At 52.2% G+C, this 18,137-nt stretch carries 16 protein-coding genes; 10 read left to right on the forward strand and 6 right to left on the reverse strand.

Annotated features, from left to right (window positions below; translation table 11 throughout):
- Nucleotides 1-85 precede the first annotated feature (85 nt).
- Nucleotides 86-871 carry a PRC-barrel domain-containing protein gene (locus DCCM_RS04840; protein ID WP_104371325.1) on the reverse strand — a complete coding sequence of 262 codons (786 nt, stop codon included), beginning with the start codon at nt 869-871 and terminating at the stop codon, nt 86-88.
- A gap of 185 nt (nt 872-1,056) precedes the next feature.
- Between DCCM_RS04840 and DCCM_RS04845 the strand changes: the two genes are divergently transcribed.
- Both DCCM_RS04845 and DCCM_RS04850 read left to right on the forward strand, forming a co-directional pair.
- The gene (locus DCCM_RS04845; RefSeq protein ID WP_165792018.1) at nt 1,057-1,665 is read left to right on the forward strand and encodes a 50S ribosomal protein L25; all 609 of its coding nucleotides are present in this window, start codon (nt 1,057-1,059) and stop codon (nt 1,663-1,665) included.
- 107 nt (nt 1,666-1,772) lie between these two features.
- The gene (locus DCCM_RS04850) at nt 1,773-2,057 is read left to right on the forward strand and encodes a hypothetical protein (RefSeq protein ID WP_104371327.1); all 285 of its coding nucleotides are present in this window, start codon (nt 1,773-1,775) and stop codon (nt 2,055-2,057) included.
- Here the strand turns inward: DCCM_RS04850 and DCCM_RS04855 are convergent.
- Nucleotides 2,027-2,788 carry an acyl-CoA dehydratase activase gene (locus DCCM_RS04855; RefSeq protein ID WP_231702664.1) on the reverse strand — a complete coding sequence of 254 codons (762 nt, stop codon included), beginning with the start codon at nt 2,786-2,788 and terminating at the stop codon, nt 2,027-2,029. The two genes, DCCM_RS04850 and DCCM_RS04855, sit on opposite strands and share 31 nt — an antisense overlap.
- A 15-nt stretch (nt 2,789-2,803) precedes the next feature.
- The gene (locus tag DCCM_RS04860) at nt 2,804-4,078 is read right to left on the reverse strand and encodes a double-cubane-cluster-containing anaerobic reductase (protein ID WP_104371329.1); all 1,275 of its coding nucleotides are present in this window, start codon (nt 4,076-4,078) and stop codon (nt 2,804-2,806) included.
- A 257-nt stretch (nt 4,079-4,335) separates the two neighbouring features.
- On the opposite strand from DCCM_RS04860, the gene DCCM_RS04865 reads away from it, so the two are divergent.
- The 7 genes from DCCM_RS04865 to DCCM_RS04895 all read left to right on the forward strand — a co-directional run bounded on the left by DCCM_RS04865 (nt 4,336) and on the right by DCCM_RS04895 (nt 14,974).
- Nucleotides 4,336-5,892: a recombinase family protein gene (locus DCCM_RS04865; protein WP_104371330.1), complete on the forward strand. Its 1,557-nt coding sequence runs from the start codon at nt 4,336-4,338 to the stop codon at nt 5,890-5,892.
- Nucleotides 5,844-6,026, forward strand: a complete 183-nt coding sequence (locus DCCM_RS04870) for a hypothetical protein (RefSeq protein WP_104371331.1) — start codon at nt 5,844-5,846, stop codon at nt 6,024-6,026. The genes DCCM_RS04865 and DCCM_RS04870 overlap by 49 nt, the downstream gene beginning before the upstream one ends.
- Before the next feature lie 119 nt (nt 6,027-6,145).
- Nucleotides 6,146-6,712 (forward strand): aminoacyl-tRNA hydrolase, encoded by a 567-nt coding sequence (gene pth, locus DCCM_RS04875; protein WP_104371332.1) that lies wholly within the window; start codon nt 6,146-6,148, stop codon nt 6,710-6,712.
- A gap of 154 nt (nt 6,713-6,866) precedes the next feature.
- Nucleotides 6,867-8,375, forward strand: a complete 1,509-nt coding sequence (locus DCCM_RS04880) for a TIGR02677 family protein (protein WP_104371333.1) — start codon at nt 6,867-6,869, stop codon at nt 8,373-8,375.
- Nucleotides 8,359-9,537, forward strand: a complete 1,179-nt coding sequence (locus DCCM_RS04885; RefSeq protein ID WP_104371334.1) for a TIGR02678 family protein — start codon at nt 8,359-8,361, stop codon at nt 9,535-9,537. The genes DCCM_RS04880 and DCCM_RS04885 overlap by 17 nt, the downstream gene beginning before the upstream one ends.
- A complete protein-coding gene (locus DCCM_RS04890; protein ID WP_231702663.1) occupies nt 9,537-13,628 on the forward strand; it encodes a TIGR02680 family protein in 4,092 nt (1,363 codons plus the stop codon). Before DCCM_RS04885 ends, DCCM_RS04890 begins: the two co-directional genes overlap by 1 nt.
- A 44-nt stretch (nt 13,629-13,672) precedes the next feature.
- The gene (locus tag DCCM_RS04895) at nt 13,673-14,974 is read left to right on the forward strand and encodes a TIGR02679 family protein (protein ID WP_104371336.1); all 1,302 of its coding nucleotides are present in this window, start codon (nt 13,673-13,675) and stop codon (nt 14,972-14,974) included.
- A 213-nt stretch (nt 14,975-15,187) separates the two neighbouring features.
- Here the strand turns inward: DCCM_RS04895 and DCCM_RS04900 are convergent, their stop codons facing one another.
- Entirely contained in the window at nt 15,188-15,796 is a 609-nt protein-coding gene (locus tag DCCM_RS04900; protein ID WP_104371337.1) for a type II toxin-antitoxin system HicB family antitoxin, read from the reverse strand.
- A gap of 2 nt (nt 15,797-15,798) precedes the next feature.
- Nucleotides 15,799-16,059: a hypothetical protein gene (locus tag DCCM_RS04905; protein WP_104371338.1), complete on the reverse strand. Its 261-nt coding sequence runs from the start codon at nt 16,057-16,059 to the stop codon at nt 15,799-15,801.
- A gap of 262 nt (nt 16,060-16,321) precedes the next feature.
- Here DCCM_RS04905 and DCCM_RS04910 point away from each other — a divergent pair, with 262 nt between their 5' ends.
- Nucleotides 16,322-17,446, forward strand: a complete 1,125-nt coding sequence (locus DCCM_RS04910) for an AAA family ATPase (protein WP_104371339.1) — start codon at nt 16,322-16,324, stop codon at nt 17,444-17,446.
- 358 nt (nt 17,447-17,804) lie between these two features.
- Here DCCM_RS04910 and DCCM_RS04915 read toward each other — a convergent pair whose 3' ends face one another.
- Nucleotides 17,805-18,131 (reverse strand): nucleotidyltransferase domain-containing protein, encoded by a 327-nt coding sequence (locus tag DCCM_RS04915; protein WP_104371341.1) that lies wholly within the window; start codon nt 18,129-18,131, stop codon nt 17,805-17,807.
- Nucleotides 18,132-18,137: the final 6 nt, after the last annotated feature.

Here is an 18,137-nt window from a genome sequence, read left to right on the forward strand (position 1 = left end):
ATTTTACCCGCCAAAGAGTTCTTATTAAACATACCCGGCAATAAAAATGCGACAGGGGAGAACCGTCCCCTGTCGCAAAGCTGCGCTATTTCTTTTCTTCCTTTGGCTCATTTTCAGCCGGGGCGTTTTCGGCGGGCGATTCGGTATTCCCGCCGCAGTAATGGCAGTTTTCGTGTGGTTCTCCGGCCTTGTCTGGCGTTTGCGGGGCGGCGTCATCATTGTCATCCTGTTTTTCGGCGCGCTCTCTTTTTACCTTTTCCAGTGTTTTATTTAAATTGTTTCCTATTTCCTTTGTTTTCTGCACCGTGTTGCTAAGAATGCTGCCGGTGGAATCCTTAATACCCCGGAGGGCTTCCTGCAAACCTCCGTCCATTTTGATGATGTTCTCCAGCGCTTCATTGGAGCAGACGATTACCTTTTTTCCTATGGTCAGCACGTGGTTTATGTCCAGAAAGGCGCTGCCGCGCATCCAGCTGCTGATGGAGCCCCCGCTGAATTCCAGCCCCACTATGTCCCCGCTTTGCAAATCCACGTAGTATTCGTCCACATATCCCAGGGCCGTACCGTTTTCGGTGATTAGCTTGGCCCCGGCTATTTCGGTCCGATCTTTTAGAAGCTCCACAATTTCAGGTATGCTGGCGCCCTTTTCAGCATTGGATCTGCGATCTATGGTAAGAGCATCTTCTCCGATACTGCGGACTTTGCTGAAGGGTATATATTTTTGCTCCTTGAACCAGCCCTTTTGTTCTATGATCAGGGCGCTTACCGCTTTTTGAACGGGATTTAGCACCAATCCCTTTATGGAGCCGATTTGTTGTCCCTCGGCCAGGCTAATGACCGGCATGGACACAAACTGCTTGCTTTTGCGCATATACTGTGCCCCCTTACATTAACTTCCATAAACATTACTATGCCGGAGCAGTTATAGATATGACCAGAAAAAGGGAATAATAAAAACATATTAACCCCGCGAAGACCTTCAAGATGCGGGGTGAAACGCGGCAGTTAATGCAATGTCAACCGGATAAAGCGATTAATTTAAGGAGGTTCCTGATTTTGAGCGAACTGGGAATTAATGCCCGGATACGGCAAGGAAGGGGCAGGGGATACCGCAACAGTTTGCAGGAAAAGGGTATGATCCCCGGGGTGGTGTACGGCAGTGAGGTGGGGAGCATTCCTGTTGAGATGGATTCCAGGCAGGTGGACAGGATACTTGCTTCTCCCTCCGGGAGAAGCAAATTAATCAAATTTAGCGTATTGGACAGGGGCGACTATAATGTAATGTTAAAGGACGTCCAGTATGACCCGGTCAGGCGGGAGGTAATACACGCCGACTTCCAGCAGGTGAATCTGAATCAGAGGATAAATACGGCCATTCCCGTCTTCCTGGCGGGAGAGGTTAAGGAAGGGGTGCTGCAGCAGGTTATGAGGGAGTTGGAAATATCCTGCCTTCCGGCGGAAATACCCGGCTCCATAACATTTAACGTTGATGGGATGACTCCGGGCAGCGCCGTAAAGGTGGCTGATTTAATTATACCTCCGGGGATCACGGTGCTTGACGACGGCAGCGAAATTGTGGCCACGGTACTTGCCGGAAAAGAGGAAACCGTTGACGTGGAGGTTCCGGATAAAGATGTCGAAAACCAGGCTGCTGAAGGGGAATAATTAAATAGTCCACAGGCTGTTCCGGGGTATTCTCGGAAAAAAGCACCTTATTTAACCCCCTTGCATATTCTGGGAACAAATATATTATGTCGCAAGGGGGTTAAATTATGTCCGGTGAAGTTAATATGGACGGAACCATGGGTGATAAATGCAGCCCTCCCGGTATGACGAACACGCTGGCGGAAAAACTCAAGTGTTTGATGGGGCAGCAGGTGACCGTATACATGTATGAGATGGAATTAACCGGGATGCTTCATGGTGTGGGCATGGATTATATTGAACCTGGCGACACGGTGGCAATAACATTTGAAGAATCCGGCCCCCGCGCCGCCTCCGGTCCAATGCGGGAAATTTTTCCCGGTTACGTTGACGTCACCGGTTCCGGGGACTGACAGCCCGCCAGGGCCGCCCCCAGCGCCCCCGCCATTTGCGGGTTTTGGGGCATAATCAACTTTTCTTTCAATAAGCCCTCCAGCAGTGCCACCACGCAGGGATTTCTGGCAACCCCGCCGGTAAAGGCAACCGGTTTATGGTGGTGGACCCTTTGCAGCATACCGTAGGCTTTCTCCGCCACCGACAGGTGCAGCGCCAGGCCGATATCCCGCCTGGGGCGGCCTGAATGAAGCAGGGAAATGGCTTCGGACTCGGCGAATACCGTGCACATGCTGCTGATTTTTACCCCCGGGTTTCCCAGCAGGGATTCCCGTCCGAATTCCTCCAGGGATTCATATCCCAGGGCGGTGGCCATTACCTCCAGGAATTTGCCTGTTCCCGCGGAGCATTTGTCATTCATCTGAAAGTCCGTGACGCTTCCCCTGTGGTCCAGAAGTATCACCTTGGTGTCCTGCCCGCCTATGTCCAGTATGGTTTTAACCCCCGGACAGCAGTGGACGGCTCCCAGGGCATGGGCCTTTATTTCGGTAATAATCCCGTGGGCGAACTCCGCTCCGGCGGCGTGCCGTCCGTAACCCGTGGCGGTTATCCTGGCGGGAGGCAGGGACAGCAGCATTTCTTTAACCGTTTCCAGGGGGGTGAAACCGGTATCCCTGAGTTCCTCCCGGATCAGCCTGCCCTCTTCCAGCACCGCCAGGCCTATTGTTCTTGAGCCTATATCTATTCCCACCGACAGCAATATAAATCACCCAATCAGTTCCAGGAATGCTTCAATCCTGGTTTTCAACTGGCCGGAGTCCTCCTGGCCGTAATCAGTTTCAATTTTTAAGAGGGGTATGCCCTTTTCCCGGAGTATTTTTTCCACCCTGTTGGCCTCCACGGCATAGGGATCACAGAAGGTAAGGGAACAGTGAATTATTCCGTCGGCCTTGTACTCCTCCGCCAGCCTGAGCAGATCCTCCATGCGGCCCTGATTGGGAGTAAAACAGGCGCAGTTGATATTTAGGTATCTTTTGCCCAGCAGATCCAGCATTTCTTCAATGTTTTCCCCGTTCTCCGGCACGGTGTTGGCAAAGTAACGGAGTCCGGTGCAGAGTTCCTCCGCCACAATAATCGCCCCGGAGCTTTCGATTATATGGGCCACCTTCCAGTTGGGAACGGCCATGGGCGTCCCGGTGACAATAATGCGGGGGGCGCCGGGTTTATGCGCGCCCTTGCCCTCTTTTAATCTAATTTCCAATTCGTCGCAAAGCTCGTTTACCTTCAGGGTGAACCTCTCCACGTCGTCGTACATGGCAATCTGCTCTATCAGCAGGCCGTCCTTTCCGCTGATGGGGGAGGGATTGTTTTTTCTCAGTTCCGCCAGGCGCAGCAAGGCCCTTCTTTTGCCGTTGACCTCCTTTATGGCCTGCCTCAGGGAGTCCGCGGTGACATCGCCGCCGGTCAGGGCTTCCACTCCGGTCACAAGATCCCCGATTTCCTCCCGCCACAATACCATATCCCTTTCCCGCTTCATCTGGGGCGTTTCCATCACGTGTACCGGCACGTAATCATTGAGTATTTCAAAGGCTTTCTTTTTGCCGTCACAGGTGGTTTCCCCCACCACCATGTCGCAGGATTCAAAATAAGGGCACACCTTGGCCAGTTTAAACCCCATAAAGGATTTGATAAGCGGGCAGATGTTCCGGGGCAGCACCTTTTCGGCCTGGGCCGCTCCCATGTCTATGCCGGAGCACAGGCCGATGCATATCCCGCCGGCGGCCCGGATTATTTCCTCCGGGACGAACACGCAAAAGGTTCCCACCACTTTGCCCCCGGAGGCTTTGTGTTCCTGCAGCTCCTGGATGCGCAGGCCGTGGATCTCATTAATTACAAAATCGAAATACTCCATTGCCGCCGGTCTGTCCTGCTGGCTTAAGTATACTTCCCCGTAGGTCGGCGGAAGCGCCTGAAGAAGTTGATCATGGGCGTCCAGGTCCAGACCCAGGGACTTCCACATCTCCCGGTAACCGTTTCCCATTGTTGTTCCCCCTTTAAAAAATGTTTTTAATCAATCAATTATTTTTAACGGATCTATTATGCATATTACCATGTCAATATTTTATTTGTCCTATTTAAATATTTTATGATACGGGGTAGGCCGATTAACAAAGTTTATCAACAGGCGATTGGCTAAAACCGGTTTTCATACATCCGGGTCTTAAGCCCGCTGTCATCCCTTCCGTTATAGGACAAAGCCCGGCCGGCATATGACATATAAAAAGGGGGTGGATATGAATGGCGGCGGGTATTAAAGGTGTGACTCCGGAGGAAACCGCGGGTGTCTATACCCGGATCAGCACGGACGAGGATTTGCAGAAATGGAGCCTGGGCGCCCAGGAAAAGGAGTTGCTGGAATTGGCGGGCCGCCGGGGCTATTGTCTATACAGGACATACAGGGATACCATCACCGGTTCCCGGGCCAGCCGCCCGGGGCTGGACCGCCTGAGGGACGATATGTCGGCGGGAAAATTCAAATTAATACTGGTGGTGGATCAGGACAGGCTGTCCAGGATGGAACCCATAGACTGGGAATTGCTTAAAAGGGAAATCCGCCAGGCCGGCGCCAGGATAGTAACCCCGTTTCAGGAGATAGATTTCAGCGATGAGGATAACGAACTGGTAAGCGACGTGTTTAACCTGTTTGCCCGGCACCAGAGAAGAAAGATAAAAAAAGCCATGCAGAGGGGAAGGGCGGAAGCCGCGGAGAACGGCATCTGGCTCGGCAAGCTGCCCTACGGCCGGAAAAAAGTCAGTGAACCCGACGGCCGGGTGAGGATAATAGCCGACCCGGAAAAAGGACCCACGGTACGTAAAATATTTTCCATGTATGCCGGGGGGATGGGGATACACAGCATTACCAGGGAAATGAATGGTCAGGGAATACCGTCTCCCGGGGGAGGGAAATGGGATTCCAGCACCGTACACAGAATTTTAACCCAGCCCATGCACCGGGGAGACCTGCGCCGGCGGGAAAACGGCCGTGAAATATATTTAAAGGGCATATTCGAGCCCACTGTGCCGGCTGAGTTATATGACCTGTGCCAGCAGACTTTAAAAAACCGCAGGGAGGGCAGGGCCTGGTCCAGGACCGGCCGGGTTACCGCCCTGGCGGCGGGCATATTGCACTGCCAGTGCGGAAAAAAGTTAAATGTTCACCCTATCTCCGTTAAAAGGGGTTCCAGGAGTTACGTGTATTATCACTACCGCCACAGGGAGAGGCGCAATTCAAAAGCGCTTAAGCCCGCATGCCCGGCTTCCCACAGGGTTCCCGCGGTTGACCGGGAGATATTGAGGGCGGCCCAAAAAGTTCTTTTGGAAAAGGGTCCCGAATGGCTGTTGATTTTGGTTGGGGAAAGGAATAAAAGTCAAAAAGGGTTGACAGCCCGGCTGGAAATGCTTAAAAAAGCCCATGCCCGTTTAAAGGCCAAAAAAGAGAAGCTTCTGCGTCTTTACCTGGAGGACGGCTGGGACAGGGCGGAACTGGAATCCCAAAAAAGAATAGTTGACGGCGGACTGAAACAAAACCTGGAAGAGTGGCGGGAGGTTAGAGGAATGCTGGACGGGATGGAGGAGAAATGGGACAATGGCAGGTATATGGAGGAGTATTATTGCTTCATACTGAATATTGAGAGGGAGATGTCCAGATTAACGCAGCAAAGGCTCATCCGGCTCCTTTTTCCCAGGGTGGAAGTAGACCTTCGCGGCAACCTCCGGATTGTTTCCTTGCTGGCAGGCGGCGGGGGATGCCGGGAAAAATTATTGCCACCGTGTACGCCGGGGAACTGCACGTAATGAACAATAACATGATGCGCATGGTGTATATTCCCCTCTATTCAATTATGGCGGTTACTCCCGGCGAGCCTCTGTACATTGAACGGGAAGAAGAGGCCACGGTGATAATACCTTCCACTCCGGGAATACTGTAATAGCTTTCAGGCGTCCCCCAGGGACGCCTTATTTATTATTTTTGAAAAGAGCACATTAATATTGCCCGGGGCTTTAGGACTATAGTAAAATGTTTCCGTCGAAGTGGGGGTGGAGTATTATGTTTTTAATAGCGGGACTTGGCAATCCCGGCGGGCGCTATGCGTTGACCAGGCATAATGTGGGTTTCTGGATGGTGGACAGGCTGGCCGGGGAATTGAACACAAAAGTGGATAAATCCATGTTCAAATCCATTTATGGTGAGGGATTTATCGGCGCCCACAAGGTGCTGCTGGTAAAACCCCAGACTTATATGAATCTTAGCGGCACCGCGGTGGCTTCCATGATGAGGTGGTACAAGCTGCTGCCCGGGGAGTTGCTGGTGGCTTACGACGACATGGACCTGCCGGCGGGTAAAATCCGTATAAGAGCCAAGGGAGGGCACGGCGGGCACCGGGGTATGATGTCCATTATAGAGCAACTGGGGAGCAACGATTTCCCCCGGGTGCGCATAGGCATCGGCCGCCCGGAAATACCCGGCTTTGAGGCCGCGGACTGGGTGTTGGGAAGGTTTTCCGATGAGGAGCAGAGCGCCGTCAGCGATGCCGTGAAAAATGCTTCGGAAGCCGTTAAATGTATAGTGCGGGACGGCGTTGAGGCTGCCATGAACAAATTTAACCGGTCATGAGCCGGTTTTTTTATTGCCTCGCCCTGTTTGGGACGGGAAAAGAGTCTCTTGATTTTCGCTTCCAAGTAAAAAAGTATTAATTATGACAAAATTAGGAGTGTTTATGCTTCATATGCTATAATAATATAAAAAGTTTACCAAGGAATTGATTAAATTGACCGAATCACTACTCAAGCCTATAGTCGAAACAAGTTACTTGAATGCGCAGAATGTCGGCCGCTACCGCTGCATTATGCGCTATTTTTATGAACAGCACCAGAAGCTGCGCTACTGGCTGAAACCGCAGGAAGTTTACGATGGGGTGGCAGCTTTCGGTTTGCTGGAGGAAGATTACACCCTGGACCAGTGTCAGAAGGATTTAAACCAGCTGGTTGAGTGGGGCAATCTGGTGCCCCGCCACGACGGAGGCCGTTCGGCCACGGTGGAGGAATACCTTCGTAAAAAATTCCGCTACCAGATGACCCCCTATGCTGTGGAAATTGAGCGCCTGGTGGCGGGACTGGAAAAAATCCGGGGTTACGGCGGTTCGCTGGAGCCGTCTTTGTTTGAGAATATAGCCGGTGACCTGGATTTGTTGGAAAGTGCCGCCGGTCAGTTTCCTCCGGGCGTGGCGGTATCGCTGTGGGAAAAAATATACGGTGACTTTATCAAGCTGACCGAGAATGCTTCCGACTATATCGCCAGTCTGCAGAGCTCCAAGGTGGAAGAGCTGATGCTCACCGAGACATTTCTGGCCTACAAGGACTCCGTTACCCGCTATCTGCAGGATTTTATTCAGGGGCTGCAGCGCCAAGCTTACAAAATAGAGGCGGTGCTGGCCGCCATGGACCCGGACATAGTAAATACCTTTCTGGTCAATGTGCAGCGGGATCTGGCCGCCCGACCCCTTTTGGACGACCCTGTGGACCCGGAAGAACAACTGGAACGGCTGCGGCAGGAATGGCAGAGCATGCTGCGCTGGTTCGCGGGGCGGGAAGGGGAGAACAGCGACGTATATTTCCTGGAGCAGACCACCAAGGACACCATTGCCCGGATAGTGCGCAACGCCTTGCGTATACAGGAAAAGCACCGCCTGGGTGTCAGCCGCAGGCGGGAACTGGATTACCTGGGCAAGTGGTTTTTCGCCCTGGATGATATCAAACAGTCCCGCCGTTTGGCGGCCCATGTTTTCGCACTGTACCGCTGCCGGCATTTCCAGGGGCTGGACGAAAGGGGTACTGATAACGCCGATATATCCATGTGGCAGGTGGGACCCAACATCAGGGAACTGCGGTCCCGCAGCAGAAAGCGGCTCCGGGATACGGGCAGCGGTTCCATCAAGGAACAGCGGGAGCGTCAGCAAAGGGCCAGAGAGCGTTTTCTTCTGGCGCAGCAGGAGGAGATGGCGGTGCTGCAGGCTTACCTGAAAAGGCGGGAAGTCCGGATCTCCGATCTGGATCCGGTATCATCCAGAGAGCGTTATTATCTGCTGTACTGGATTGGCCGGTGCATGGCCAACAAATCGCGCCGGATATTAACCCCCGAGGGTATCGGGATCAGTCTGGAAATGCCGGCAGGAAGGGAAAGGGCCAGGCTGGAATGCGATGATGGGGAACTGGACATGCCCGATTATTTATTGAAATTCACTTCCGGCATGGGAGAGCGGCATGAGCAAAACAGGTGAGAGTGTTAAAGATATTCGCAAAAGGTGCGCTCAGGCGCTACTGAACCGCAACTGGATCACCAAGCAAGACGATCCCGAGCTTTTCGGGTATATTAGGGCGCAGTACCAGGAACTGCGAGACTGGTTCAGTGAATACTGCGGTTTTGCCTTATTGCTCAACAGGCAGTTCGCCAAGCTGGAAAAAGCGCCGGGACAGGCGCAAAACTGGATGGGCCTGGATGGTCTGTCCGAACCCCGGGATTATGCCCTTTTTACCTATTGTCTCTGGTATTTGGAGGGCAAAAACGAAATGGATCAGTTTCTGCTCACGGATATGGTGGAGGAAATCAGGGAATATCTTGCCGGCCAGGATGTTTTTCTGGATTGGACCCTGTATGCCCACCGGCTGTCCATGGCCCGGGCGCTGAAGCAGCTTAAAGCACTGGGCGCGCTGGCTGCGGTGGACGGAGACGAGTCCGATTGGGCCAGAGCGGGCCACGAACACAATGTGCTTTACGAATCTTCCTATCTGGCCCGTTATATTTTGCGCCGGTTTTCCCGGGATCTGACCACTTATGACTCCATTGCCGCATTTGAGGCGGGGACCTATCCGGACACCCCCGAGGGCCAGTTAAAAAATCGCCGCCACAACGTTTACCGGCGTTTACTGCAGGAACCTGTGGTATACGACTGGCAGTGGAGCGAAGATGAGCGCTATTACGTACGCACCCAGCGGCATACCATTCTGGAAAACCTGGCGGGCTTTGCCGGCCTGGAAGGGCAGCGTTACCTGGAGGGGCTTTTATTTTATTATCCCGAGGCTTCCGGCGAGATGTATCTTTTTCCCACCGGGCGCGGGGTTTCGGATATTTGCCTGCTTCTGGCCGGTGAATTGCGGCGCATGCTGGCCCGGGCTGAAGGGGGCTTCTATATCGAGGAAGACGGGCGAATCGGGTTGACCATGGCGGAATTGGAGGGTATTTTGCTAAGATTAAAAGAAAAACATAAATTGCTTTGGAGCATGCAGCACCGGCGGGCCCGGAGCAGCGAGCTGGCGGAGGAAGTGCTGGCCCACCTGGAAGAATGGGGACTGGCAAGCAGTGGGAAGGGCGGGCAGGTGTGGATTTATGCCGCCCTGGGGCGCTGGAACGGAGACTACGATGTATATGGTGGGGATGAGTGATGGCAGATCGCTGGCAGATGAACCGGGCGGGGATAATTAATTTCTGGTATTATGACGAGGCTGAATTTTATCTGGCCGGTGGCAGGCTGATTTTGCGCGGGGCCAACGGTTCGGGCAAATCGGTAACCATGCAAAGCTTTCTGCCCCTGGTGCTGGACGGGGATAAGCGGCCCTGGCGGCTGGATCCCTTTGGCTCCAAGGACCGCCGGATCGATTATTACCTGCTGCTGGAGGCCGACAGCGGTCACACCGATCGCACCGGCTACCTGTATCTGGAGTTTTACCACCCGGCGCAGGATCGCTATCTGACCGTGGGCATTGGCCTGCGGGCCAGGAGAAACAGCCCCAATCTGGGTTTCTGGGGTTTTGTTGTCACCGACAACCGCCGGGTGGGGCGGGATATTTTGCTTTACGAAAAAGATTACAGCCAGGGCCGGGAGGTTAAAATTCCCCTGACCCGCGCCCAGCTGGAGGAAGTTATCGGCAGCGGGGGGCAGGTGGTTACCGAGCAGGGTGAATACAAACGGCTGGTCAACAAAGTGCTGTTCGGCTACGAAAAAATTGAATCCTACCAGGAGTTGCTGGACCTTTTGATCCAATTGCGCAGTCCCAAGCTGTCAAAGGATTTTAAGCCCACGACCATTTACGAAATATTGACCGGGGCGCTGCCAGCCCTGCAGGAAGATGAACTGCGCCCGCTTTCAGAAGTGCTGGAGGACATGGATGAAATCAATGACCGGCTCAATGAGCTGACGGTGCACCTGATGGAGGCGGAAAGGCTGCATCGGGCATACAGCAAATATAACGAATACCTGCTTTACAATGAATCCAGGGAATTGCAGCAGCAGAAAAGGCAGCGGGACGACCGGAAACGTGAGGCCGCCCAGCGCCGGGACAAAGCCGCGGGCCTGGCCGGGGAGCTTGAGGAAAAAACCGCCGCCCGGGGAAAAGCCGGCTCTGACCTGGAACAGGTTAAAACCGAATACCAGACCCTGATTACCAGTGAAGCGGTGGAAAAAAGAGCGGAACTAAACCGCCTGCGATCGGAGCGGGAGGATTTAAGCAGCAGCAGGGACAACTGCGGCCAACGCCTGCAATTTTGGCAGGACAAGCAGGCACAGGCCCGGGGGGAACAGAGCGCTTTAACCGGGCAGCGGGAGAGCCTGTTCGTCCGGCAAAAGGATATATTGCAGAATATGGAGGATATGGCCCGGGATGTGGATTTTGGCTACCATGATACTTATCACCGGCGCTGGGAGGGGGACGTTCCCGCCGACGGCTCCCTGTGGCCGGCCTGGGAGCGGGACGCGCGGGAGCACCAGGCTAAAATAGGCCGGGCCATCAAGCTGGCCCGGGAAGAAAGCAATTTAAAAACCCGCCGGGTTCAAGCCGAAAAAGATGCCAGCCAGGCCAGAGAAAAAAGGGAAGCGGCAGAGGAGAATACACGCCTGGAGGAGGATAAATTTGAACAGGCCCGCCGGGATCAGGAAGAAAAAATATTCAGCTGGCGCCGGCAGTTATTCCGCCTGACCCTGGCGGACGAGGAGCTGCACAGGATAATGCAGTCCCTGGCTTTGTTTCCCGAGCAGCCATATGAAAATGTTGTAAGGCCCGTTATGCAGGCATACCACGCCGTCAGGGAAGCAATTACCGGGGAGCGGCTGGGGTGGCAAAACAAATTGCAGCAGCACGAGGGGGAAAAAGAAAGGCTGACCCGGGAATGGCAGCAGTGGAAGGAGCTCCGGGAGCCCGAGCCGCCCCGCGGCGCCGCCCGGGAATATTCCAGGCAGAGGCGCCCCGGTCCGGGGGCGCCCCTTTACGCCCTGTGCGAATTTAAACCGGAGTTGAGCGAGGAACAAAAGGCGGACCTGGAATCCACCCTGCAGCAGGCCGGGCTGCTGGATGCCTGGGTGTCTCCGGAGGGCATCGGTGTGCTGGGGGCCGGCGAAGAAGAAAGCTGGTTGAAGCCAGCCCCCCAAAGGCACCAGGCAACCCTGGCGGATTGCCTGGTGCCCACCCCGCCGGAAAACAGCGGCCTCACGGTGGAAATGATCGACGATATGCTGCGCACTGTATGCCTGGCGGCGGATACCGACATGCCGGGTGAAACCGTAATTGCCGGACAGGGTTGTTTTCGCCTGGGAGCGCTGTGCGGGAAGGCCGCCCTCAAAGAGCGGGCCGAGTTTATCGGAAAGGAGACCCGGCAGCGCACCCGGTTGGCGGAGATGGCCAGGCTGGAAGGGTTGATAGCGGAAGAGGAAAAAGCCATTGCCGCCTGCCGGGAGCAATTGGAGTTGCTGAACGTCGCCGCTGCCGGGCTGGAGGAGGACATCAAAACATTTCCCGGCGGAGAGAGCCTGCAGGAGGCTCTGCGAAGCCTGGAAATAGCCCGGCTGCGCCTGGATGCCGTCCTGGAGGATGAGCAGAAAAAAAACAGCATGCTGCGGGAAGCCATCAGACAGCTGCAGGAAGCCTCCGCCCGCCTGCACGAACATATGGCGGGCTGGAACATCCCCCGCGCCGAGGGGGCGCTGGAACAAGCCGGGGAACAAATGAGTGTCTACCGGGACTACCTAGGAGAATTAAAGTCGTTCTGGACGGAATACAGAAGCGTTCTTTCCGCCCTGGCCAGGACGGAAAGGGATCTGGCGGAGGCCGGGGAAAACCTTAAGCACGAAGAATTGGAACTGGCCGGATTGCAGGAGCGGCTTCGGACGATACAGTATAAAGTGGATGTTTTCCAGCAATTGCTGGAGGAATTGGGCATTGCCGATATTGACCGGCGGCTGCACGAACTGGAGCGGCGTCAAAAAGAACTGGAGAAGCTGATAAAACAACTGGACGAACAGGTAATCCAAACAAGAATCCAACTGGCCGTGGCGCAAAAAGAGACCGAAGAGAGCGCCCGGCAATTGGAACAGGCGGAATCCGCCCTGGAACAGCATGCTGCCCGGTGGCTGGCGGAGTGGAACAGGCGTCTGGTGGCGGACTGGGCCGGGGTTGTATTTGACCCGTCGGACGCTCCTGCCGTTTTTCGTACCGCAGGGCAGGTTGACCAGCGCTACCGGGAGCGTTACGCCGGTAAAGCCTATACCGAGCTTTCCGACCAGCTGCATGATGTGTTTCACAATACCCGCCAGGCCTTGCACGACTATGCCCCGGAAACGGTAACGGAAGATAACACCCACCGCCTGCTGGTGCTGTTTATCCGGGACAGGCAAAACCCTGTGCCGCCGCACCTGCTGGTGCAGGAACTAAAAGAATTGGAAGAGGAACAAAAGCACCTTTTGAGCCAGAAGGACCGGGAGTTGTATGAGCAGATTATCCTGCACAGCGTGGGTAAGGCCATACGCGATAAGATTTACCGGGCCGAAAAATGGGTGCAGCAGATGAACGGTTTGATGCAGCAGCGGGAAACTTCCAGCGGTCTGCGCCTGCATTTGAAATGGGAACCCCGGGCGGCGGCCAATGAAAGGGAATTGGATACCTCGCAACTGGTGCGGCTGTTAAAAACCGATCCCCGGCAGCTGAGGGACGAGCATATCGAGCAGATGATCGAGCACTTTCGTTCCCGCATCACCCGGGCGAAACTGGAAGCGGACCAGCGGGACACCCTGCGGCAGTGGATTTTCCGGCTGCTGGATTACCGTCAATGGTTCAAATTCACCCTGTATTACGAAAAGGGCGGACAACCCCGCCGGGAATTGACCGATGCCCGGTTCAACGTGCTCAGCGGCGGTGAAAAGGCGCTGTCCATGTATATTCCGCTTTTCGCGGCGGCAAACTCCCGGTATAACGACTCCCGCCCGGATGCCCCCCGGATAATTTGCCTGGATGAGGCCTTTGCCGGGGTGGATGAGGAAAACATGCGGGATATGTTTGAACTATTGACCCATCTGGGATTTGATTACATGATGACCAGCCAGATATTATGGGGCTGTTACGATACCGTGCCAAAACTTTCCATATATGAAGTCTACCGTCCCCGGGATGTTGACTACGTTACTTTGATCCGCTATTACTGGAACGGCACCCGTAGGGTGCTGCTGGACCAGGAATTGCAAGATGAAACCATGGAGCAGACCGGCTAAGCATCCAACACACGCCGGCGGGGTACAAAAACGGGGGCATTTATATGAGCAGCAGTCGCAGGGAAATGCTGGAATATTTCAGCCACCATTGTTTTAAAAAACTATTTGACGCAATCAGCAAAAAATACAGGTCCCTGGGCCGGGTGGGGGGCGCAGTGAAGTTGAACGGTTTCTCCCCGGGGGAAAGGGACGTGCTATCAGGTTTTTTGGGCCGGGACTGCCGGGAAAATGCCGTGATTTCAGTCAAGCTGCGGGAAGTGGAGGATATATTGCGGCAAAGTCGCTTTGATATTGCCCTTCCGGAGTTTCTGTCCTTATATTTCAGTTCCGAGATTTTACCCAATAAAGAGGTCGCCCTTCTGGAGGGCCGGAAATGGTTTGCGTTTTTTGCCGGGCTGCAGGAGCAGGCCCTCACCCCTGTAACCCGCGGCTGGCTGGCTGAACTGTCCGGCGGCGGAGGGGCAGGATATCGAGCTGTTTTGACCATGTACCGTCAGAATGAGCTTGAGGCCGCGGAAATACTAAAAACCTGTGTTGAAGCCATGGACCGCCTGGTGCAGTTCCAGGGCCGGCGGCAGCGGCTGCCCGTCTTTGCCGCCGGACTCACCGGCGACCCCCACGCCCTGGATGGGGACAGGCCGCTGGGCCGCCTTTTATTCTTTGGCCTGCACCATATGTACCGGCTTTCCGAGACGGAATACGGCGCGGAAAGGAGAAAGGTTCTTTTCAGCCAGGCCGGGCTGGAGGAAGATGATGTATCTTCCAACGTCATCGTGGCCGGGTTGCAGGTACGCCCCGGCGACCCCAGGGAGCCCGTGTTTACCGCCGCTGCCGCTGCCGTCAGCCCTTTGCTGCTGCCTCTGCGCTTCCTGGAACGGCCTACCATGTGGCTGCCGGCAAGGGTTTATGTTATGGAGAACCCCGCTGTTTTCAGCGCTATTCTGGATTCTGCCGGGGATGGGTCTGATATTCCGGCTCTGGTCTGCACCAGCGGGCAACCCAGCGTGGCGGCACTGAAACTGTTGGACCAGCTTGCTGAGGCCGGGTGTACAATGTGCTACGGGGGCGATTTTGATCCCCGGGGCCTGGAGATTGGCCGGCGGCTGGCTGAAAGATACGGTGCGTCTTTTAAACCCTGGTTTTTTGACACAGCCGCTTATTTGCAGGCGCCTAAGGGTATAAGTTTAGCTCCGGAACAGGTAAAAAAACTTGCCGGTCGGCAAGTGTCGTGGGACAGCAAGTTGGTTGAAACCATGTTGCGGGTGGGCAGGGCAGTATACCAGGAGGTTCTGGTGGAGCGGATGATTAAGGATTTCCGATACCGTTTCCCCGGAAGCCATCTTTAATAATTTTTCGAGCGGGATAAGCAACGTTTAATGCCTTCCCACCTCTTACCATATCTCAACGGAAGCCAGCTCTCTGTTCACCGGCTTCACATCCTTGGATGAAGGCACTTCCATCAACTTTTCAACTGCTCCCGGCTCCTTGCAACAATATTTTAATCGAAAGAAACAGTTGCTATTAGATTTCACCTTTTTTAAAAATAGAATTTACTCTTCCTATTCCTTTAACATGATTTCAGGAATGTGCTTAGAGTTTGCAGTGACTACATTTAAAGGTGCATTTTGGGTGGTTTGCTTGTTGATAATTGCAGTTATTTCCATTAGGCTATCCATTATTTTATTATTCAAATCAGTTTGTCCCAAGGCATATGTTAACAAATATATTATCTCTTGATTGATGCTAACCTGATCTTTTTTGGATTTATTTACTAATTTATAGTGCAAATCCTTTGGTAATCTTAATAATATTCTCCCGGAGCATTTAGCATATGCAAAAGAGTCTCCCGGAATTGGCACATCTTCGTCGTCACATATTTTTGCATAAATCCAACCTTTTTTTGCATCCTCTAAATTAGTAATTGCCTGTTCCTTTGTTTCACCATGAGTTTTACATCCTGGTAAATCCGGGTGTTCTGCAACCCAATAATCACTATTATCATCAACGACTTTGTGCAGTGTTATGGGATAATCAATATTTAAATACTCCACACATCTTTCATTTACCTCTTGTTCATTCTCAGGGATATCGATATATTCATCAATATTTGAGCAATTAAACATCTCTAAGTTAACTTTATCTGAATTAAAGCTCTCTTTTTTTGCCATAATTATTCATTCTCCTCCGGGCACATATTCAAATGGTCAAGGAGTTCTCTTATATCTTCAAGCTGATATTTCCTAATGTTTGTATCCTCCATCAATGTAATTGTTTTATAAAAGCCAGGGTATTTAAATTGCATGTGACTTCCTCCACCTTTCCTCATGCTGCATTTAATTGATTTCAAAAACCGGGCCATTTCATCAAATGTAATGTCGTTGGGAATAGGATCACGGCATAGCCGAAGGAGAAATTTCATAAATTTACTCAATTAAAACCCTCCGGTTCTTATTATTATATGATATTGCATACGATATCATGTGTCAAACCAGAGTAGAATTTTTTTATAATTTCTGTATATCTCGGAGGAATCCTTCTCCAGACAGATTTGTTCGTTGGTAAAGTTTGGCAGGATCGCCATCCATTCTTGCATAACAATTTGTGCCGGAGCAAGATACCTGGAAGTATTGATGTATTACATAATGTGTAATAATATATTACATATATGGTAATATCATTTGAGGTGATTTATTTTGCCCGGTAAATTATTTCCCCTTGGTGGTCCCGTTCCTGAGAAGGACGTGGTGGACAGGGAGGATTTTATCTTTTCTCTTCAAACCAGACTGGCGGAAGGGCAAAGCATCATGCTGGCCGGTCCCCGGAGAATAGGTAAGACCTCCCTGGCCTATGAGGTTTTAAGGAGGGGCAAAAAGCAAGGGTTTTACACGGTATCGGTGGATTTTTTCCGGCTTTCCGATAAGCGGGATTTTGCTGTTTCCTTGATTAACGCCTGCCTGGAAAACAGAACCGGGGTTCGCAGAACGATTGATGTACTGAAAGACCGCGCAAAGTCTATTGCCGGTACTGCCAAGATTACCCTGAAACTTGAAGATTTGGAGTTTGGCATCGGGTTTCTCGCTGACGAAAAAAATGATAACGTTTTACTTGATTACGCTCTTGATTTACCCAATGTTCTTGCTAAACGCGATAAAAAATCCGTAATTGTTTTGTTTGACGAGTTTCAGGATGCTTCCAGGGTAGTGGACGCCGATATTTATAAAAAGATGCGCTCTCATTTTCAGAATCAGGAAAGCGTGGCATACATGTTCCTTGGTTCCAAGGAAGGGATTATGGATACTTTGTTTGGGAACCGGAAAGAGGCTTTTTATCGTTTTGCCACAATTCTTCCTATACCCCCCATCCCTGAAAATGCATGGATAAAATATATCATTGAAAGATTTAGCCATCGCGGTATTAACACCGAATACGAAATTATCAAAGAAATTCTAAACAGGACCGGCGGTCACCCCCAGGATACCATGCTGGTTTGTTCAGAGATTTTTTACGCCCTCCTTGAGGCTGAAGAAAATACAATAACCCCGGGCATTGTCCGATTGGGCTATGATCGCGCCCTGATAACCTTAACGCCGGTTTACGACGAAATATTGGATGAATTAAGCCAACGCTTTAAGGTTCGCGACGTGTTAAAGCGTATTGCTTTTGGTAAAAGCGTTTACGCCAAAAATATAAATCCCAATGAAGCTAAAAGGGCCGTGGACCACCTGGTTTCCAAAGCCATAATTCAAAAAAAGGGACGGGGAAGTTACACTTTTGTTGAGCCGATGTTCCAGGAATATATTCTCCGGGAATTTTTTTAACCGGGAATATTAACCCACTATGTCTTACCGATATAATGTAGGACATAGATCAGAAGAGCAGAAGAGGTCAGGCCCTTAACTTATTCTTTCGTTTCTCGTTTATATATTTGAATGCTGCCACAGGGGAAACCCCAATGTAACCGGCTATCTCAATTAATGAATACCCTTGCTCTCATGCCGATTTTGAATAAGAAATCTTTGCTGGCAGCAATCTTCTAAACCCCGTTCCACACTTTATAATCTCAAATTCCTCCTGGTTAACGAAAGAAGGCGTGCACACCATTAGTGTATAAGTTAATAAGTTAAGAGCCTGACCCCCTATATGAAAGCCTCCGTTATTCCGGAGGCTTTCATATAGTCATATCCTGAATTCGATTGTTCCTGGTCCTGACAGTATTTCGTTTAAAAAGCTTGCTTTTTGTTTTTGTGCTAGATCAATCTCATCCGGGGCATAGCCCATTACCTCTATGGGCTCCATTATTTCAGCCAAAGCGTCACCGAGAATTTCCAGCCTCTCCCATCGGGGCATAGCGGTAAAAGCAGGTGAGACTACAATCAAATCAATATCGCTGTATGGTCCGGCGGTGCCCTTGGTCTGAGAGCCGAATAAATAAGCCTTTTGGGTGGGGATTCCTTTCTTCTCAAGCACAAGCAGGTACGATTTTATTATTTCTTCTACTCCAATTGCTGT

It is taken from the genome of Desulfocucumis palustris (assembly GCF_002933875.1).
Classification (GTDB): Bacteria; Bacillota; Desulfotomaculia; order Desulfotomaculales; family Desulfocucumaceae; genus Desulfocucumis; species Desulfocucumis palustris.